The 15,098-nt window shown below is 68.4% G+C and carries 16 protein-coding genes and 1 tRNA gene; 11 read left to right on the top strand and 6 right to left on the bottom strand.

The genetic code is table 11. The features are described from left to right. Window positions 1-190 precede the first annotated feature (190 nt). Window positions 191-790, top strand: a complete 600-nt coding sequence (locus A8G15_RS24415) for a TetR/AcrR family transcriptional regulator (protein ID WP_068165521.1) — start codon at window positions 191-193, stop codon at window positions 788-790. A 78-nt stretch (window positions 791-868) separates the two neighbouring features. Here A8G15_RS24415 and A8G15_RS24410 read toward each other — a convergent pair whose 3' ends face one another. The 3 genes from A8G15_RS24410 to A8G15_RS24400 all read right to left on the bottom strand — a co-directional run bounded on the left by A8G15_RS24410 (window position 869) and on the right by A8G15_RS24400 (window position 3,286). Next, a complete protein-coding gene (locus tag A8G15_RS24410) occupies window positions 869-2,341 on the bottom strand; it encodes an FAD-dependent oxidoreductase (RefSeq protein WP_068165530.1) in 1,473 nt (490 codons plus the stop codon). 140 nt (window positions 2,342-2,481) lie between these two features. Beyond that, window positions 2,482-2,727 carry a WhiB family transcriptional regulator gene (locus A8G15_RS24405; protein ID WP_068165519.1) on the bottom strand — a complete coding sequence of 82 codons (246 nt, stop codon included), beginning with the start codon at window positions 2,725-2,727 and terminating at the stop codon, window positions 2,482-2,484. 19 nt (window positions 2,728-2,746) lie between these two features. Beyond that, window positions 2,747-3,286, bottom strand: coding sequence for an HNH endonuclease (locus A8G15_RS24400; protein WP_068165513.1), 540 nt, complete (start codon window positions 3,284-3,286; stop codon window positions 2,747-2,749). A gap of 519 nt (window positions 3,287-3,805) precedes the next feature. Between A8G15_RS24400 and A8G15_RS24395 the strand changes: the two genes are divergently transcribed. The 8 genes from A8G15_RS24395 to mddA all read left to right on the top strand — a co-directional run bounded on the left by A8G15_RS24395 (window position 3,806) and on the right by mddA (window position 11,142). Continuing rightward, entirely contained in the window at window positions 3,806-4,237 is a 432-nt protein-coding gene (locus tag A8G15_RS24395; RefSeq protein WP_068165510.1) for a type II toxin-antitoxin system Rv0910 family toxin, read from the top strand. A gap of 111 nt (window positions 4,238-4,348) precedes the next feature. Next, window positions 4,349-6,613, top strand: a complete 2,265-nt coding sequence (locus tag A8G15_RS24390) for an ATP-dependent DNA ligase (protein WP_068165508.1) — start codon at window positions 4,349-4,351, stop codon at window positions 6,611-6,613. 65 nt (window positions 6,614-6,678) lie between these two features. Further along, entirely contained in the window at window positions 6,679-7,368 is a 690-nt protein-coding gene (locus A8G15_RS24385; protein ID WP_068165506.1) for a response regulator transcription factor, read from the top strand. Between the two features lie 108 nt (window positions 7,369-7,476). Further along, the gene (locus A8G15_RS24380; protein ID WP_068165529.1) at window positions 7,477-7,743 is read left to right on the top strand and encodes a LuxR C-terminal-related transcriptional regulator; all 267 of its coding nucleotides are present in this window, start codon (window positions 7,477-7,479) and stop codon (window positions 7,741-7,743) included. Then, window positions 7,740-8,936 (top strand): sensor histidine kinase, encoded by a 1,197-nt coding sequence (locus A8G15_RS24375; RefSeq protein WP_245687981.1) that lies wholly within the window; start codon window positions 7,740-7,742, stop codon window positions 8,934-8,936. The genes A8G15_RS24380 and A8G15_RS24375 overlap by 4 nt, the downstream gene beginning before the upstream one ends. Beyond that, window positions 8,933-9,961, top strand: coding sequence for a hypothetical protein (locus tag A8G15_RS24370; RefSeq protein WP_068165505.1), 1,029 nt, complete (start codon window positions 8,933-8,935; stop codon window positions 9,959-9,961). Before A8G15_RS24375 ends, A8G15_RS24370 begins: the two co-directional genes overlap by 4 nt. Then, window positions 9,958-10,287 (top strand): YnfA family protein, encoded by a 330-nt coding sequence (locus A8G15_RS24365; RefSeq protein WP_068165504.1) that lies wholly within the window; start codon window positions 9,958-9,960, stop codon window positions 10,285-10,287. Before A8G15_RS24370 ends, A8G15_RS24365 begins: the two co-directional genes overlap by 4 nt. A 72-nt stretch (window positions 10,288-10,359) precedes the next feature. After that, window positions 10,360-11,142: a methanethiol S-methyltransferase gene (gene mddA / locus A8G15_RS24360; protein WP_068165501.1), complete on the top strand. Its 783-nt coding sequence runs from the start codon at window positions 10,360-10,362 to the stop codon at window positions 11,140-11,142. 2 nt (window positions 11,143-11,144) lie between these two features. On the opposite strand, the gene A8G15_RS24355 is transcribed toward mddA, so the two are convergent. The 3 genes from A8G15_RS24355 to A8G15_RS24345 form a co-directional block, all read right to left on the bottom strand. After that, complete coding sequence (locus A8G15_RS24355; protein WP_068165499.1) at window positions 11,145-11,603, bottom strand: hypothetical protein; 459 nt, start codon at window positions 11,601-11,603, stop codon at window positions 11,145-11,147. A gap of 146 nt (window positions 11,604-11,749) precedes the next feature. Further along, window positions 11,750-12,493, bottom strand: coding sequence for an amidohydrolase family protein (locus A8G15_RS24350; protein ID WP_169833941.1), 744 nt, complete (start codon window positions 12,491-12,493; stop codon window positions 11,750-11,752). A gap of 23 nt (window positions 12,494-12,516) precedes the next feature. Next, window positions 12,517-12,589, bottom strand: a tRNA-Arg gene (locus A8G15_RS24345). A gap of 262 nt (window positions 12,590-12,851) precedes the next feature. On the opposite strand from A8G15_RS24345, the gene A8G15_RS24340 reads away from it, so the two are divergent. Together A8G15_RS24340 and A8G15_RS24335 are read left to right on the top strand one after the other, a co-directional pair. Next, window positions 12,852-13,673: a M23 family metallopeptidase gene (locus tag A8G15_RS24340; protein ID WP_068165495.1), complete on the top strand. Its 822-nt coding sequence runs from the start codon at window positions 12,852-12,854 to the stop codon at window positions 13,671-13,673. A gap of 54 nt (window positions 13,674-13,727) precedes the next feature. Next, the coding region (locus A8G15_RS24335; protein WP_068165493.1) for a glutamate-cysteine ligase family protein at window positions 13,728-15,098 on the top strand (1,371 nt) is incomplete at its 3' end.

Genomic DNA, 15,098 nt, shown 5'->3' with positions numbered 1-15,098 from the left:
TCACGGCAGCTCCTGTCTGGTGTGGGGCTTGCGGTGGACCACTCGCCCCGATGCTGAGCACTCGCCTAGCAATGCTGAGCACTTGGATAGCATGCCGCACGGAACGTGGTCAAGGTCACACGTTTGCGGGGCGATAGGATGTCCGGGCAACAACGGCTGCCGGTTCGAATTGTGGAGGTGGACAGCGCGCATGCCCTCGCCGCGCAGAATCGGGGCTCCCGATGCGAAGAATCGGACGGTCCTGCTGGACGCTGCCGAAAAGGTCATGCTCGAGCACGGTTACGCAGCTGTCTCGTCCCGTAGGGTCGCCGAGCAGGCCGGTCTCAAGCCGCAGCTCGTGCACTACTACTTCGTGAACATGGACGAGTTGCTCGCGGAGGTATTCCGGCGGAGGGCCGAGCAGGGTCTCGAGTTCCAGGCGAAGGCGCTGGCATCACCCCAGCCGCTGTGGGCGTTGTGGCGGTTCAGCAGCAACCCGGGCGGCGTCGCACTGACGATGGAATTCATAGCGATGTCGCGGCACCGGCCCGCGCTGCGGAAACTGCTCGCCGACTATTCCGAGCGGTTCCGCCGAGACCAGGCCGAGGCGATCGGGATACTCCTGGAACGGTACGGCGTTGCGCACGAGGACTTTCCGCCCGTCGTCGCATCGGTTCTCACGACCAGCCTGTCCCGGGTCGTAGTGATGGAGGAGGCTCTCGGCTTCACCCTGGGTCACGCCGAAACCATCGAGCGCGTGGAACGATGGCTCGTTGCCGTCGAAGGGGAGTGGGGCAAGCCGCGGGCGTGACGCCGCAGACCGCCGGGCCCCCGGATGCCTGATCCGAGGGCCGGGGACGTGTCTGCACTCGAACGGCCTTGTGCGGCATCAGCTCCTGGCGGCGCTGATGCCGGCGCGACGACCGAAGAAGCTGCCGTCGCCCAGGGACGCACCGGATGCGTAACCGCCCGCGCTCACACCGGATGTGCAGCGTCCCGCGGCGAACAGGCCCGGGATCGGCTCACCGGAGACGTGCAGAACCTCGGAGTCGACGCTGGTGCGCAGGCCGCCGAGCGTGAAGCCCCCGGTCATTCCACGCAGATCGATGGCCGCGACGGGCGAGCCGATCGGCTTGACCCATTCGGTCTTCTTGCCGAACAGTGGGTCCTCGCCGTTCGCGGCGTGACGGTTGTAGACGTCGACGGTGGCCTGCAGCGCGCCTGCGGGCAAACCCATCTCGGCCTCGAGTTCGGCGACGGACTCGGCGACCCGCTTGGGCTGGTGACGCAGCTGCGGGCTGGACGTCGGACGGGACATGCCCTCCTCGTACGCCTGCTCGTCGATGACGAGGAACGACTGGTTCTGGTTCTCGATCAGTGTGGCCTGGCCGATGCGACCCGGGTAGGTGTCCTCGTTGATGTAGCGCTGACCGCGGCCGTTCACCAGGATTCCGCGGATGAACAGCTGCGGATCGCAGAAGAACGCAACCTCGGTGGCGTCCATGTGGGCGAGGTCGGCGCCGAGGGCCTGAGCCATGCGGATCGCGCGGCCGTCGTGCTCCTCGATGGACGCTGCGGGTCGCCCGATCAGGCGCGGGGCGTATGCCTCGAGCATGTCGTCGTTGTATGCGAAGCTGCCGGTTGCGAGCACGACGCCCTTGCGTGCGCGTACCGCGACGTCCTTGCCGTACTGCTTGGCCTGTACGCCGACCACGCGACCGCCGGTATCGACGATCAACGCCTGAACGCGCATGTCGTACTCGGCTCCGACACCCAGTTCGGCGGCCTTGTCGGTGAGCGGCTTCATGAGCATGTAGCCGCCGCCCTGCTCGCCGGTGCGCTTGTCGCTCATCTGCGGGACGTGGCCGCGCGGCGCTGGCGGAATGGTCGCGTTGAAGGGCGCGGCGTTCTCACCGCCGGTGTACTGCAGTCCGTCGTCACCCGGCGGCTCCCATCCGGGCTCGCCCCAGAAGCTCATCTTGAACGGGACACCACACTCCTCGGTCAGCCAGTGATAGTGGTCGACACTGCCCTCGCAGTACGCGTCGATCTTGGATTCGTCGACGCCCGGCCCCAATGCGGCCTTCATGAACGCTTTCATGTTGTCGGCGGTGTCCTCGAACCCGCACGCCTTCTGCAGAGGCGTTCCACCGCCCAGGTAGATGAATCCACCCGACATCGACGCCGCGCCGCCCCAGCCGCCGGCGCGCTCGAGTACCAGGACCTCGGCGCCTGCGGTGGCGGCGGCGACCGCCGCGGAAGCGCCTGCGACACCGTATCCCGCAACGACGACGTCGGACTCGTATGTCCATTCGGTGACTTCTCCGGCCGGGATGGGGCGGATCGGCGTGGCGTCGGCCATGTTGGTCCTCTCGGGCATGCGGCGGTTTTCCTCGCGCGGAACCTATCGGCACCTCGAACGTCGCGCATGCGGCTTCCCGGCCACCGGGAGAAGCCTCGCATCCGGTACGCGGGCGCCGCCGGTCGCGCTGCTGGGCGCACTCACCGAATCGGCTTGCCGCGCCGGAACTCCCGTCCGCCCCACACGCCCGACTGTCCCGATTCGGCCGCGTAGGCACCGCACGCCACGGCAATGGGGCAGCGGGCACAGATCTCGGCCGCGTAGTCGAACGAGTCGCTCGGGTCGGGAAACCAGCGGTCCGGGTGCCGATCGTCGCGGCAGGCGGCGGTGGACCAGTCCGGGGTCCGAACCTCGGTGAACCGGTGCTCGGCGAGCGTTGTGGTCATGGGGTCCTCCTTCCGGGGGTCACGGTGTCGGTGCGAGGTCGCGCCAGATCACGCGCTGGCGTTTACGGTCGGTACGGGGTGCGCGAGGAACCCACAGCAACGGCATCCGGGCTTCCTCCGGCGTCCGGTCCGACTTGATGTTGTTGCAGCTCGCGCAGCATGCGACGAGGTTCGACCAGCTGTTGCCGCCGCCGCGGCTACGCGGGTACACGTGGTCGATCGTCGTCGCGCCGGTCCGGCCGCAGTACGCGCACCGGTGGTGGTCACGTTCGAGGACGGCGCCGAAACTCGCGCGGCTGTCGTCGTCGACGACGGGCCGCGGCGGCACGTGCACGTAGTCGAGGAGCTGGACGGTGCGCGGCAGAGGAATCGCGACGTGCTGGGAGCGCACGACGAAACGCGGTGCATGCTCGACGAGGGTGATCGCGAGTTCCTCGGTGAGCAGCACGACGGCGCGGGCGGCCGGGACGACATCGAAATCCTCGTAGGCGGAACCGAGTACGCGTACCCGGGTGTTCATCCAGGTGCGGGCCGTGACGGCGGTGGGTGAGCGGTGCATGACAATCGACAACCTCGTTCTCTCACAGGGAAAGTGGTGATCCTCGAGGTGTGATCGTCCCGCGTGGCCGAGATCGGCCGCCGGTCACCGTGACGGTGACGAAAACTCGGGGCGCACACGCCCCGAGATGAGGGGCGTCAGTGGACGCGAACTCCGGTGATCGGAGCGGAATATTCGGAGACCCGATCCAGGAGGTGAATCATCTTCTGCGACATGCGCTGCGGGTGCGAGGTGGCGTGCATCGGATTTCCTTCCCGGTCGGCGTTCGATTGTTCCGACCGCCCAGTGTGCCACGTCCCGGCCGGGAGGTGTGGGATTTTCCGGGTAGCACGGATCCCCCGATGTGGTCGTCGAGCAGGACGGTGACGGCGATGTCGAGAGGTCGGCTGCGCCTCGATCGTGTCTCCACCCACCTGCTTCGATAGCATGTTCGAACAAGAATCGAAGGGTCCGACATGAAAGCCGAGCCCGCGAAACCGGGCTGGCGATCGGGGCGGAACGATGTCTACGCTTCCGCGCATGGCGAAACTCGAGGTAACCACCCGCGTCCCGCTCGATCCCGAACGGGCCTGGGCCACCGCGTCGGACCTGCATCGATTCGACGAATGGCTGACCATCCACGACGGCTGGCGCAGCGACCTGCCGGAGCGGCTCGCAGTGGGCGCAACCGCCGAATCCGTGGTGTCCGTCAAGGGGATGCGCAACCGGGTCGCGTGGAAGGTCGAGGAGATCGACGCCCCTCACCATCTCGTCCTGCGCGGAAGCGGCAAGGGTGGAACGAAGTTCCGGCTGCTGCTGACCGTCGCGGGTACCACGGACGGATCGGACCTGTCGCTGAAGATCGACCTCGGTGGTGCGCCGCTGTTCGGGCCGATCGGTTCGGGTGTGGCACGGACACTGCGCGGCGATATCGAGGCCTCGCTGCGGAAATTCGCCGAACTCTACGGCTGACGACGATTCGAGGACGGCCGCCCCGGCGGTTTCCGTGAGCCACCGGGGTGGCGACTCGTCGAGTGGGCCCGATTCAGCAGGATCAGCGCAAGTGATTGGCACAATGAGGTGATGCCGACCCGGACGTTCGGGGATCATCGCCTGAACTTGACCAACCTCGACAAGGTGCTCTACCCCCGCACCGGCACCACCAAAGGGGAGGTGATCGACTACTACGTGGCGGTCGCCGATGCGATGCTGCCGCATGTCGCCGGCCGCGCAGCGACCCGTAAGCGCTGGCCGAACGGCGTCGACGACCAGGCATTCTTCGAGAAGAATCTGGCGGCGCACGCCCCGAAGTGGCTCGACCGCCGAACGCTGCGTCACAAGCAGCGCACCGTCACCTATCCGCTGTTCGATTCGGCGGCGTCCCTCGCATGGCTCGGGCAGCAGGCCGCGCTGGAACTGCATGTCCCGCAGTGGCGTTTCGCGGGGAACGCGCAGGGTGCTGCGACCCGCATCGTGTTCGATCTCGACCCCGGGGAGGGTGTGGGACTGTCCGACTGCGCGCACGTGGCGCGGCTGGTGCGCGACACGGTTGCCGAGCTGGGATGGACGGCATATCCGGTGACCAGCGGCAGCAAGGGAATTCACCTCTATGTGCCCTTGGACCGGCCGTTGCAGTCGGACGGTGCATCGACCGTCGCGCGCACCGTCGCGTCGAATCTCGAGAAACTGTATCCCGACCTCGTGACCGCGACGATGGCGAAAGCCGTTCGCGGAGGGCGTGTCTTCGTCGACTGGAGTCAGAACAACGCGGCCAAGACCACCGTTGCCCCGTATTCGATGCGCGGCCGTGACCAGCCGTGGGTCGCGGCACCGCGCACCTGGGACGAACTCGACGATCCCGGGCTGTCCCAGTTGCGGTTCGACGAAGTGCTCGCGCGGGTGGAGGCCGGCGGGGATCTGCTCGCTGAACTGGATCCGCCGCTGCCCGTTCAGGATCGGTCGGACGCGCTGGCCGAGTACCGCGGTAAACGTGACGCGTCGCGCACCCCCGAACCGGTGCCGGCCACGGTGGCGGCCGGGGGACCCGGCGACCGGTTCGTGATCCAGGAACACCGCGCCCGGCGGTTGCACTACGACCTGCGGCTCGAACGTGACGGGGTGCTGGCGTCGTGGGCGGTTCCGAAGAACCTGCCGGACGAGCCGGGCCGCAATCACCTGGCGGTCCGTACCGAGGACCACCCGCTCGAATACCTCACGTTCCACGGCACCATCCCGAAGGGTGAGTACGGCGCCGGCACGATGACCGTGTGGGACACCGGGACCTACGTTGCGGAGAAGTGGCGGGACGACGAGGTCATCGTGCAGTTGCAGGGCCGTCGTCTGCAGGGCCGGTACGCCCTGATCCGAACCGAGGGCACCCAGTGGCTCGCCCACCTCATGAAACAGCAGACCACGTCGTCCGGCCCGTTTCCCCACGACCTCGTGCCCATGCTCTCGACTCCCGGCGACGTGACCGGTCTCGACGAGCAGAACTGGGCGTTCGAGGGAAAATGGGACGGCATCCGCGCGATCGTCGAGGTTCACGACGGCGGTCTGCGCATCCGGTCGCGTTCCGGTCGGGACATCACCGGGGAGTATCCGGCTCTGGGCATTCTCGCGCAGATCCTCGACGGGCACGACGTGGTCCTCGACGGTGAGATCGTCGCCTACGACACGCACGGCGTCACGAGTTTCCCGTCGTTGCAGTCCGGTGGCCGGCCCACGTTCCTCGCGTTCGACGTTCTCCACCTCGACGGGGTGTCCCTCCAACGCAAGACCTACGGTGACCGGCGACGGGTGCTCGAGCTGCTCGGCGCGGCCGCGCCCGGCCTGCAGGTGCCGGAGACGTTGTCCGGCGACGGCGCGGTGGCGCTGGAGCAGAGCATCGACCGAGGCTGGGAAGGTGTGGTCGCCAAGCGGCGCGACTCGGTGTACCTGCCGGGTAAACGCGGCACGGCGTGGATCAAGGCCAAGAACTGGCTGACCCAGGAGGTCGTCGTGGGGGGATACCGCCCGGGACAGGGTGCCCGCGCGGACACGTTCGGTGCGTTGTTGCTCGGGGTCCACGAGGGGGACGACCTCGTGTTCGTAGGGCGTGTCGGTTCCGGATTCGACGACCGTGCTCTCACCACGCTGACCGCGACCCTCCAGGGGTTGCGGCGGCGCACTTCGCCGTTCGCGGAGAAACTTCCGACCGTCGACGCCCGGGGAGCGGTATGGGTGACGCCCTGGCTGGTGGGCGAGGTGCGCTTCCAGTCGTGGACGGACGGGGGACGCCTGCGGCACCCGATCTGGCGGGGGCTGCGCGACGACATCGAACCCTCCGACGTGCGCCGTGTCGAGTCCTGACGTCGGGTTTCTTTCTTCCCCTGCTAACGTTCTCGCGTTGGTATCGGATGCCGGGAGGGGCGAAGATGGCCGATGATTCCGGGATGTCCGTCCGCGCTGTCGGTGTCGTCGAGGACCACGAGTCGGTGGTGCTCGGTCTGGGGGCGATGCTCGCCACCGAACCCGACCTGGAATTGGTCTGTGCCGCACCGACGGTGAAGGAACTGCTCGCCCTGAATGCCCGCCTCGATCTCGCGGTCCTCGATCTCCGGCTCGAGGACGGCTCGTCACCGAAGAGCAACGTCGAGCAACTCCGGGCGGCGGGCCTCGAGACCCTGATCTTCACCGGCGCGGAGAACCCGTACCTGGTACGTTCGGCCGCCCGCGCGGGCGTTCTCGGCGTGGTCCGGAAGTCCGCCCCGGCAGCCGTTGTGGTCGAGGCGATCCGGACGGCGGCGGCCGGCGGGCAGGTCGTCAGCACCGAATGGGCGGCGGCCATCGACGGGGACCCCGATCTCGGCGATGTCGGGTTGAGTCCCCGCCAGCTCGAGGTGCTGGAACTGTATGCGTCGGGGGAGAAGCTCGACCGCGTGGCCCGGCTGACCGGTCTCGCGCCGCAGACGGTCAACGACTATCTGCAGCGCATCCGGCAGAAGTACGCGGAAGCGGGACGGCCCGCGCCGACCAAGACGGACCTGTACAAGCGGGCGGTGGAAGACGGGTGGCTGCCGATCCCGGAGCGTCCGCGGCCGGGTGAGGGCCGGAACATATTGTAAGCAAAGGTAACGGTGCCCCCGGTTTCATGGGCAGAGGAACATCCGTCTCGGCAGTCGTGCGCGCAGTGCGTAATTTCGCGGCAGATCGCTCGACGACCGGAGGACCTCATGACCAGCATGCTCGAACGCCCTGTGAACCGGGAGAGTGTCAAGCCGGCGCTGTCGGCACGGGAAGTGGAGATCCTGCGCGAATGGCTGATGAGCGACTCGAAGTCGGAGGTGGCGACCCGGCTGTTCGTCGCACCCACAACGGTGAGCACGCACATCGCCCGGATCCGGGACAAGTACGCCCAGGTGGGGCGCATGGCCCCGACCAAAGCGTCGCTCCTCGCGCGGGCCTTGCAGGACGGATTGATCACCATCGACGAGCTGTGATCCGGCGCGTCCGGTTCGGTGGCGGCAGTTCCGCCGCCGACCGGTTCCTCCGCGTCTTCGTCCGCTTCGTGGTTCTCGGTTACCTGTTCTACCTGGTGCCCGTCGCCGGTTACATCGTCGACGCCGCGGCGCTGGTCGCCGCGTGGTGGACGCCGCTCGCGGTGACCGCGATCGTCGGCTCGGCACTGGCGATGGGGGCGGCGACCTTCCACCCGGACGTGAGCCGGATCCGGCGCGCCGCAGCGGTCAACGCCTGGCTGTTCGTCGCGGTGGCCGTGCTGTGGTGGCCGGCATGGAACGGCGGACACCTGGCCACCGACGACTCCATGTGGCTCACCCTCGTTCCCGGGCTCCCCGCGCTGTCCGCGGTCGCGGCATGGCGAACCTGGCGCCCGTTCGCATACCTCGCGGTCGTCGAAGTGCTGGTCCATACGATCGACCGGGTGGTGCGCGACCTCCCGTTCGACCATCACATGCTTCCGGACATCGCATTCGTCGCTACGTATTCGGTGATGTTCGTCGGCGCCGCCACGGTGGGACTCGGTGCCGGTCGGACCCTCGACGCGACGATCGCGACAACGCACGCCACGGCGTCCGCAGCCGCTGCGGCCGAGGCGAAATCCGCCGAACGGGCCCGGTTCGCCGCCCTCGTCCACGATCGGGTGATGTCGACGTTGCTGTCCGCGGGCCGCCGCGAGACGGACGAACGCGTCGTCGGGCAGGCCCGGCGCGCCGTCGCCGAACTCGACGATCTCCGTGTCGGCTCGGATCCCCAGTCGGGTTCCGGCCTCGACGCGGTGGTGGCCCGGCTCCGTTCCGCCGCGACCGAAGTCGACGAGAACGTCACCTTCGCGGTGAACGTCTCTGCGGACGGTTCGGCGGCGCTGTACCCGCGCGATGCGGTCGGAGCCCTCACCGCCGCGCTCGCCGAGGCGGTGCGCAACAGCGTCCGTCACGCGGGGCCGGAGGCGGTCCGAGCGGTCACCGTCGACGCCGCCCCCGGAGCCCTCACCGTCACCGCGGCCGACGACGGTGTCGGGTTCGATCCGGCCCGGATCGGTGACCGGCGGCTCGGCATCGCCGTCTCCATCGGCGCGCGGATGCGGGCGCTCGACGGAGGCGACGCGACGGTCGCGTCGGCGCCCCGGGAAGGCACGATCGTCACACTGACCTGGCAGGAGCCGCAGCGATGACCGGACCCGTCCCCGATATCCGCGATCTGCTCGGCATGCGTACCCCGGCCGCGTGGGCGCTGGTCGCCGCGTACGCCGTCACGTGCGTCCTGCTCGCCGCCTACGCCGCGCCCGGCGCCGGATCCATCTGGCCGCCTGCCCTGGCTGCGGCGGTGTGCATCACCGCCGCAGTCGCACTCGTGGCGGTCCCGGGCGATCCGATACCGCTCGGCCCGTCGATCGCGCTGGCCTCGACCGGGGTCGTCTCCTGCGGCCTCGTGCTGTCCGTCACCGCGCTGCCGATGCCCGACCTCTCGCCGCTGTGGACCCTCGGCCTGTCGAAGATCATCTTCTCGTTCATGTGCGTGCGGGGACGCGTCGGGCTCGCCTGGCTGGGCCTGGCACTGACGATCGCGACGGCATTCGTATGGTCCGGGCAGCCCGAACGATTCGGGTTCGCGGTCCTGGCGATCAACGCCGCTCCCGTGCTGATGGGCACCGTCTTCGCGTTGACGATCCGGCCGGTCGTCCGATCGATCTACGCACTGCGGGAACAATCCACCCAGCGGATCGCAGCCGAGGCCGCGGCGTCGGCGATGATCGAGGAACGCGACGCGCAACTCGACCGGCTCGACGAACTCGCGCGCCCGCTTCTCGAGCGCATCGCGTCGGGTTCGGAACTCGACGATGCGGAACGCCTGGACTGCCTGCTGCTCGAGGCACGGCTCCGCGACACCCTGCGCGCCCCGATGCTGCAGGACATCGCCCTGGTGGAGGAGGTCGCCGCGGCGCGCCGTCGCGGCGTGGAGGTCGTCCTGCTCGACGATCACGGGATGGACACTGCCGAACCCGTTGTGCGGGAACGGGTTCAGTCCGCGATCGCCGACGAGCTGGCCGCGGTGGCCGATGGTTCCGTCACCGTCCGCGTGCTTCCGCCCGGCCGATCGACGATGGTGTCCGTGCTGGTGAGCGGAGAATCGGTGCGGCGCGCGGAGTTCGGGCCCGACGGCCACCGCAGGACCGGCCCCGTAGGGTCTTCGGCGTGACCGTCACCAAATCGCTCGTCCTGTTCGCCGTCGCTGCGCTGTTCGAGATCGGCGGCGCCTGGCTCGTGTGGCAGGGCGTGCGGGAGCACCGCGGCTGGATCTGGATCGGTGCCGGTGTCCTCGCGCTCGGTGCCTACGGATTCGTCGCAACGCTCCAGCCCGACGCCAACTTCGGCCGGATCCTCGCGGCCTACGGAGGCGTGTTCGTCGCCGGTTCGCTGCTGTGGGGAGTGCTGATGGACGGATTCCGCCCCGACCGGTGGGACATCGCAGGGGCACTGGTGTGCCTGGTCGGGGTGGGACTGATCATGTACAGCCCCCGCTGAGCGGGAGGGGGGGTGAAACCTGCACCCCCGGGTGCCTGTCCGGCGTGCGCGCGAATGCCGAGACTCGAGCGCATGACCACTCACACCGCCTCGCGTCCCGCCCGCACCCTCATGACCGCGTACGGCATGCTCGCCTACGCAGCGTTCGCCGTCGTCTTCCTCTACGCCATCGGATGGGTCGAGGGACTCGTCGTTCCCCGCACCATCGACGACGGACCCACTGCACCCGCCACGGTCGCGGTTCTCGTCGACCTCGCGCTGCTGTCGATTTTCGCGGTGCAGCATTCGGTGATGGCCCGGCCCTGGTTCAAACGCCGCTGGACACGCCTCGTTCCGCCGCCGATCGAACGCGCCACCTATGTCCTGTTCGCCACCGCCGCACTCGCCCTGGTGATGTGGCAGTGGCGTCCGCTGCCCCAGCAGGTGTGGGACGTCGAGACGACGTGGGTGCGCATCGCGCTCTGTGTCGTGTCGCTCGGCGGGTTCGCGCTGGTGCTGGCGTCGACGTTCGCGATCGACCACTTCGACCTGTTCGGCGTGCGGCAGGTTCTCCGCAATCAGCTCGGAAAGCCCGCCGCCACCGCGGAATTCCTCACCCCGCGCCTGTACCGGATCGTGCGGCACCCGCTGTACGCGGGATTCCTGATCGCGTTCTGGGTGGCACCCACCATGTCCGCGGGAGGACTGCTGTTCGCCGTGGTCACGACCGGTTACGTCCTCGTCGCCGTGCAGTTCGAGGAACACGACCTCATCGACACCTTCGGCGACAGGTACCGGACCTATCGCACGCAGGTGCCGATGCTCGTGCCGCGCCGGCGCCGCCTGTCACCGGCGCGCGAACTCAGCCGCCCGTGAACTCAGGGGACGAAGATCATCCCAGTTGCGGGGGTCGAGTTGCAGATCGGCCCGCTGGCCAGGCCGACCGAACCGAAGACCGTGGTCAGCACGTTGCCCGGTCCGGTGTTCACCACCGCCGACAGATTCGGATAGGTGCCGACCAGCTCGGTCAGCCCGGCCTGGCCGGTGTCCCGGTTGAGCCACCCCACGGTGACCTGCCCGGCCGCGGGCACCGGTCCCAGCGCCGGCGCGGTCGAGAACAGCACCTGGCCGGCCCCGATCGCCGGGGAGGCCTCGGGGCCGGCCTGCGCGGTGACAGCGGTGGCCGATGCGAGACTGCCCTGGTTGAGGCAACCGATCGTCACGGCGGTTCCCATGCCTTGAGGCGGGGCTGCTGCCGCGACACCGGTGAAGAGGACCGCAGCCGCGACCGGCGCTGCAGCAACAAGAATTCGACGGGTGATTCGCAGGGCGCTCATGCTTCTGCTTCCTCGAAAGTAGATGTCACGTCCGGGCGTCCACCACTGCGCTCCCCGAAGCGCACGCGGCGCGTCCCGCGCACCGTTTGACTCGGACGAGTCTATCGGCCGGGTCCGGGACCGGGGCTGTTTCGGTGATCTTGGCGCTACGGCTCGATCCGGTAGAACGCTGCCGCATTGCCGGACAGAGCCGCCGCCGCGAGTTCCGGCCCGAGAGCGTCGACGACCAGCGTGATGTCCTCGTCGGCGAACGGCCGCGGCGCCCGTGTCGACGGCAGGTCGGTGCCGAACATCAGTGCCGACGGATTCGCCGCGGCGACGGCACGCAACGCGGACGGGATGTCGAAGTCGACGCGCCCGAACCCGGTGGCCTTGACCCGCACTCCGCGCTCCGCGAGTTTCAGCAGGTGGGGAAGTCCTTCCCCGGTCAGCCCCAGGTGATCGATGCTCACCGCGGGAAGGCGGTCGATCGTCGCCGCGAGTTCGGGCAGGTCCCGCGCGTCGACGTACAACTCGGCATGCCATCCGGCGACGTCGTGGACGCGGCGGGCGAGTGCCCCGAGGTCACCGATGGACGCCGACCCACCCCGGCGGACGTTGAACCGGATCGCGCGAACCCCGGCCTCGTCGAGCCGGAGGATCTCGTCGTCGGTCACCGACGCCGGAAGCTGGGTGACCCCGACGAAACCCGGACCGAGCACTCGTAGCGCGTCGAGCAGATAGCTCTGGTCGAATCCCTGGAACGACCCCGAGACGACGGCGCCGCCGGTCACGCCGAGAGCGGAAACCCGCGCCAGGTAGTCGGTGGCGGTGAACGCCGGAGGCAGGTACCCGTCGTTCTCGATCACAGGGAACCGCGGATCGATGATGTGCAGATGGGCGTCGAACACGACGCAACGGTAGTGCAGGGGAGTGCCCTCGGCAGGATTCGAACCTGCGACACCGGCTTTAGGAGAGCCGTGCTCTATCCCCTGAGCTACGAGGGCGTTGCGCGGGAGCCGGACGAGCCGATTCGGTGCGCGGGTGTGAGTGTAGCGGGCGAGGGAGCGGCTGTTGTGACGTGGTGGATCCACGCGCCCGTGGCGTATGCGCACAGGCTGTACGAAACCGACGAGTCGGTACGTTTCCCGGACCTCGAGATAAAGGAAACGTCACGGTGGCGCTCGGCGATATCGTTTTGTTACCTTGGGTCGCCAGGAACGGCCGGGACCATCCCGGACGGAAGCGGACGAAGACGGGGTAACAACTGTGGGACGGCACCAGCGGGGACGTGACGAGGCAGTTTTCGAATTCGACCTGCCCGGGTCTGCCGCGGAGCGAGGCCGCCACCGCATCGAGCCCACCGGCCCGTCGGTTCCGGTGAAGGCCGCGACCGTTGCCGCGGCCACCGGCGCATTCTTTGCCGTCGGCGCGCAGCTCGCCGCCGGTACCGCCGCTGCCGCTCCGGCGCCGGCACAGACCGGATCCCTGCCGTTCGAGGTTCCCGAGGGCCTGCTGCCCCCGGGCTTCGAGGTTCCCGTCGTCCCGGGTATCACCGCTCCCGTCGACGACCACGGCCACGATCACGCGCACGGCCCCGAACTGCCCGCTCCGCTCGCCGATCTCGTCGACCAGTTCGGTGGCGCCGGCGACTGGCTGAACAACCTGAACCCGATGGCGCCGTCGACGGTGCAGCCGGTCTCGGGCACGCTCACCTCCGACTTCGGGTCGCGCTGGGGCGCGCACCACGGCGGCATCGACATCGCCGCCCCGATCGGCACACCGATCAAGTCCGCCTCCGACGGCACCGTCCTCGACGCCGGTCCGGCCTCGGGTTACGGCCAGTGGGTGCGCGTGCTCAACGACGACGGCAGCACCGCCGTCTACGGGCACGTCGACACCTACCAGGTCGCCGCCGGTCAACGTGTGAGCGCGGGCGATCAGATCGCCACCGTCGGCAACCGCGGCTGGTCCACCGGACCGCACCTGCACTTCGAGGTGTGGGACCAGGACGGCAACAAGACCGATCCGAACGCGTGGCTGAACACTCGCGGTGTCGTCGCCGACTGGAGCAGCTACCGCGCCGTCTGACCCGATCCGGGGATAGGCTGACGATCATCGGCTTTCGGATCGAACTGGGGTGTCATGGGTACCGAGATCAACGTACGGTCCTTCACCCGTGACGACCGTCGTCAGTTCCGCCGCAAGGTGCAGGCCTGCGTGTCGGTGCTCGACCGCATGTTGCGCGACGACGCGTTCATCGACGTGCACCAGCCGCCGGAACCGCAACTCGGCATGGAGATCGAGTTCAATCTCGTGCGCGACGACATGGCGCCGGCGATGTCGAACCTCGAGGTTCTCCAGGCCATCGACGACTCGGCCGTGTTCCAGACCGAGCTCGGGCAGTTCAACGTCGAGATGAATGTCGAACCCGGTCCGCTGACCGGCGACGCCACCATCGAACTCGAAGAGAAACTGCGGCAGTCCCTGAAACGTGCCGACGAGCGCATGCACCGCCAGAACGCACAACTCGTCATGGTCGGGATGCTGCCGACCCTCCAGCTCGACCACCTGGGCCGGGAATGGATCACGGCCAATCCTCGCTACGAGGCGCTCAACGAGCAGATCTTCGCGGCGCGCGGCGAGGACATCGAACTCGACCTCGACGGGGTGCCGTTGCCCGGGACCGACATCGTCGAACAGTTGCGGGCGGACACCAATTCGGTGGTGCCGGAGGCGGCGTGTACATCGCTTCAGTTGCATCTGCGGGTGCCGCCGAAGGAGTTCGCCGCGCACTGGAACGCTGCCCAGTGCCTGGCGGGTGTGCAGGTCGCGCTGGCTGCCAATTCGCCCTTCCTGGCAGGGAAGTCGCTGTGGCACGAGAGTCGGATTCCGCTGTTCGCCCAGGCCACGGACACCCGCACCCTCGAACTCAAGAACCAGGGTGTGCGTCCCCGGGTGTGGTTCGGGGAACGGTGGATCGACTCGGTGATCGATCTGTTCGAGGAGAATTCGCGGTACTTTCCAGCGCTGCTGCCGGAGGTGTCCGACGCCGACCCGGAGGTGGACCTGGCGTCCGGCCGGGTACCGGAACTGCGTGAGCTGCAGATGCACAACGGCACCATCTACCGGTGGAACCGCCCGGTGTACGACATCGCCGACGGTCATCCCCACCTGCGCGTCGAGAACCGCGTACTGCCGGCCGGTCCGACGGTGCTCGACATGATGGCGAACGCCGCGTTCTACTACGGAGCGCTGCGGGCGCTCGTCGATTCCGAACGCCCACTCTGGCACCGCTTGAGTTTCGATGCGGCACAAGAGAATCTGGGTCTCGGCGCGAAGTACGGACTCGATGCCCGGTTGTACTGGCCGGGTCTGGGCTGGGTCGGCGCCGACGAGCTGGTGCTGCGCCGGTTGCTGCCGCTGGCGCACGAGGGGCTCGCGGCGTTCGGGTTGTCGTCCCGGGCGAGGGACCGCTATCTCGGCATCATCGAGCAGCGTTGCCTGACCCGGCGA

The organism is Rhodococcus phenolicus, assembly GCF_001646785.1.
GTDB classification, from domain to species: domain Bacteria; phylum Actinomycetota; class Actinomycetes; order Mycobacteriales; family Mycobacteriaceae; genus Rhodococcus; species Rhodococcus phenolicus.
This window is presented reverse-complemented; position numbering and strand designations above follow the sequence as displayed.

Bases quoted from the DNA above. Each gene is read 5' to 3' on its own strand.
- A8G15_RS24355 (WP_068165499.1), bottom strand. From the start codon at position 11,603: ATGAGCGCCCTGCGAATCACCCGTCGAATTCTTGTTGCTGCAGCGCCG.
- A8G15_RS24385 (WP_068165506.1), top strand. From the start codon at position 6,679: ATGGCCGATGATTCCGGGATGTCCGTCCGCGCTGTCGGTGTCGTCGAG.
- A8G15_RS24370 (WP_068165505.1), top strand. From the start codon at position 8,933: ATGACCGGACCCGTCCCCGATATCCGCGATCTGCTCGGCATGCGTACC.
- A8G15_RS24380 (WP_068165529.1), top strand. From the start codon at position 7,477: ATGACCAGCATGCTCGAACGCCCTGTGAACCGGGAGAGTGTCAAGCCG.
- A8G15_RS24410 (WP_068165530.1), bottom strand. From the start codon at position 2,341: ATGGCCGACGCCACGCCGATCCGCCCCATCCCGGCCGGAGAAGTCACC.
- A8G15_RS24405 (WP_068165519.1), bottom strand. From the start codon at position 2,727: ATGACCACAACGCTCGCCGAGCACCGGTTCACCGAGGTTCGGACCCCG.
- A8G15_RS24390 (WP_068165508.1), top strand. From the start codon at position 4,349: ATGCCGACCCGGACGTTCGGGGATCATCGCCTGAACTTGACCAACCTC.
- mddA (WP_068165501.1), top strand. From the start codon at position 10,360: ATGACCACTCACACCGCCTCGCGTCCCGCCCGCACCCTCATGACCGCG.
- A8G15_RS24415 (WP_068165521.1), top strand. From the start codon at position 191: ATGCCCTCGCCGCGCAGAATCGGGGCTCCCGATGCGAAGAATCGGACG.
- A8G15_RS24395 (WP_068165510.1), top strand. From the start codon at position 3,806: ATGGCGAAACTCGAGGTAACCACCCGCGTCCCGCTCGATCCCGAACGG.
- A8G15_RS24400 (WP_068165513.1), bottom strand. From the start codon at position 3,286: ATGCACCGCTCACCCACCGCCGTCACGGCCCGCACCTGGATGAACACC.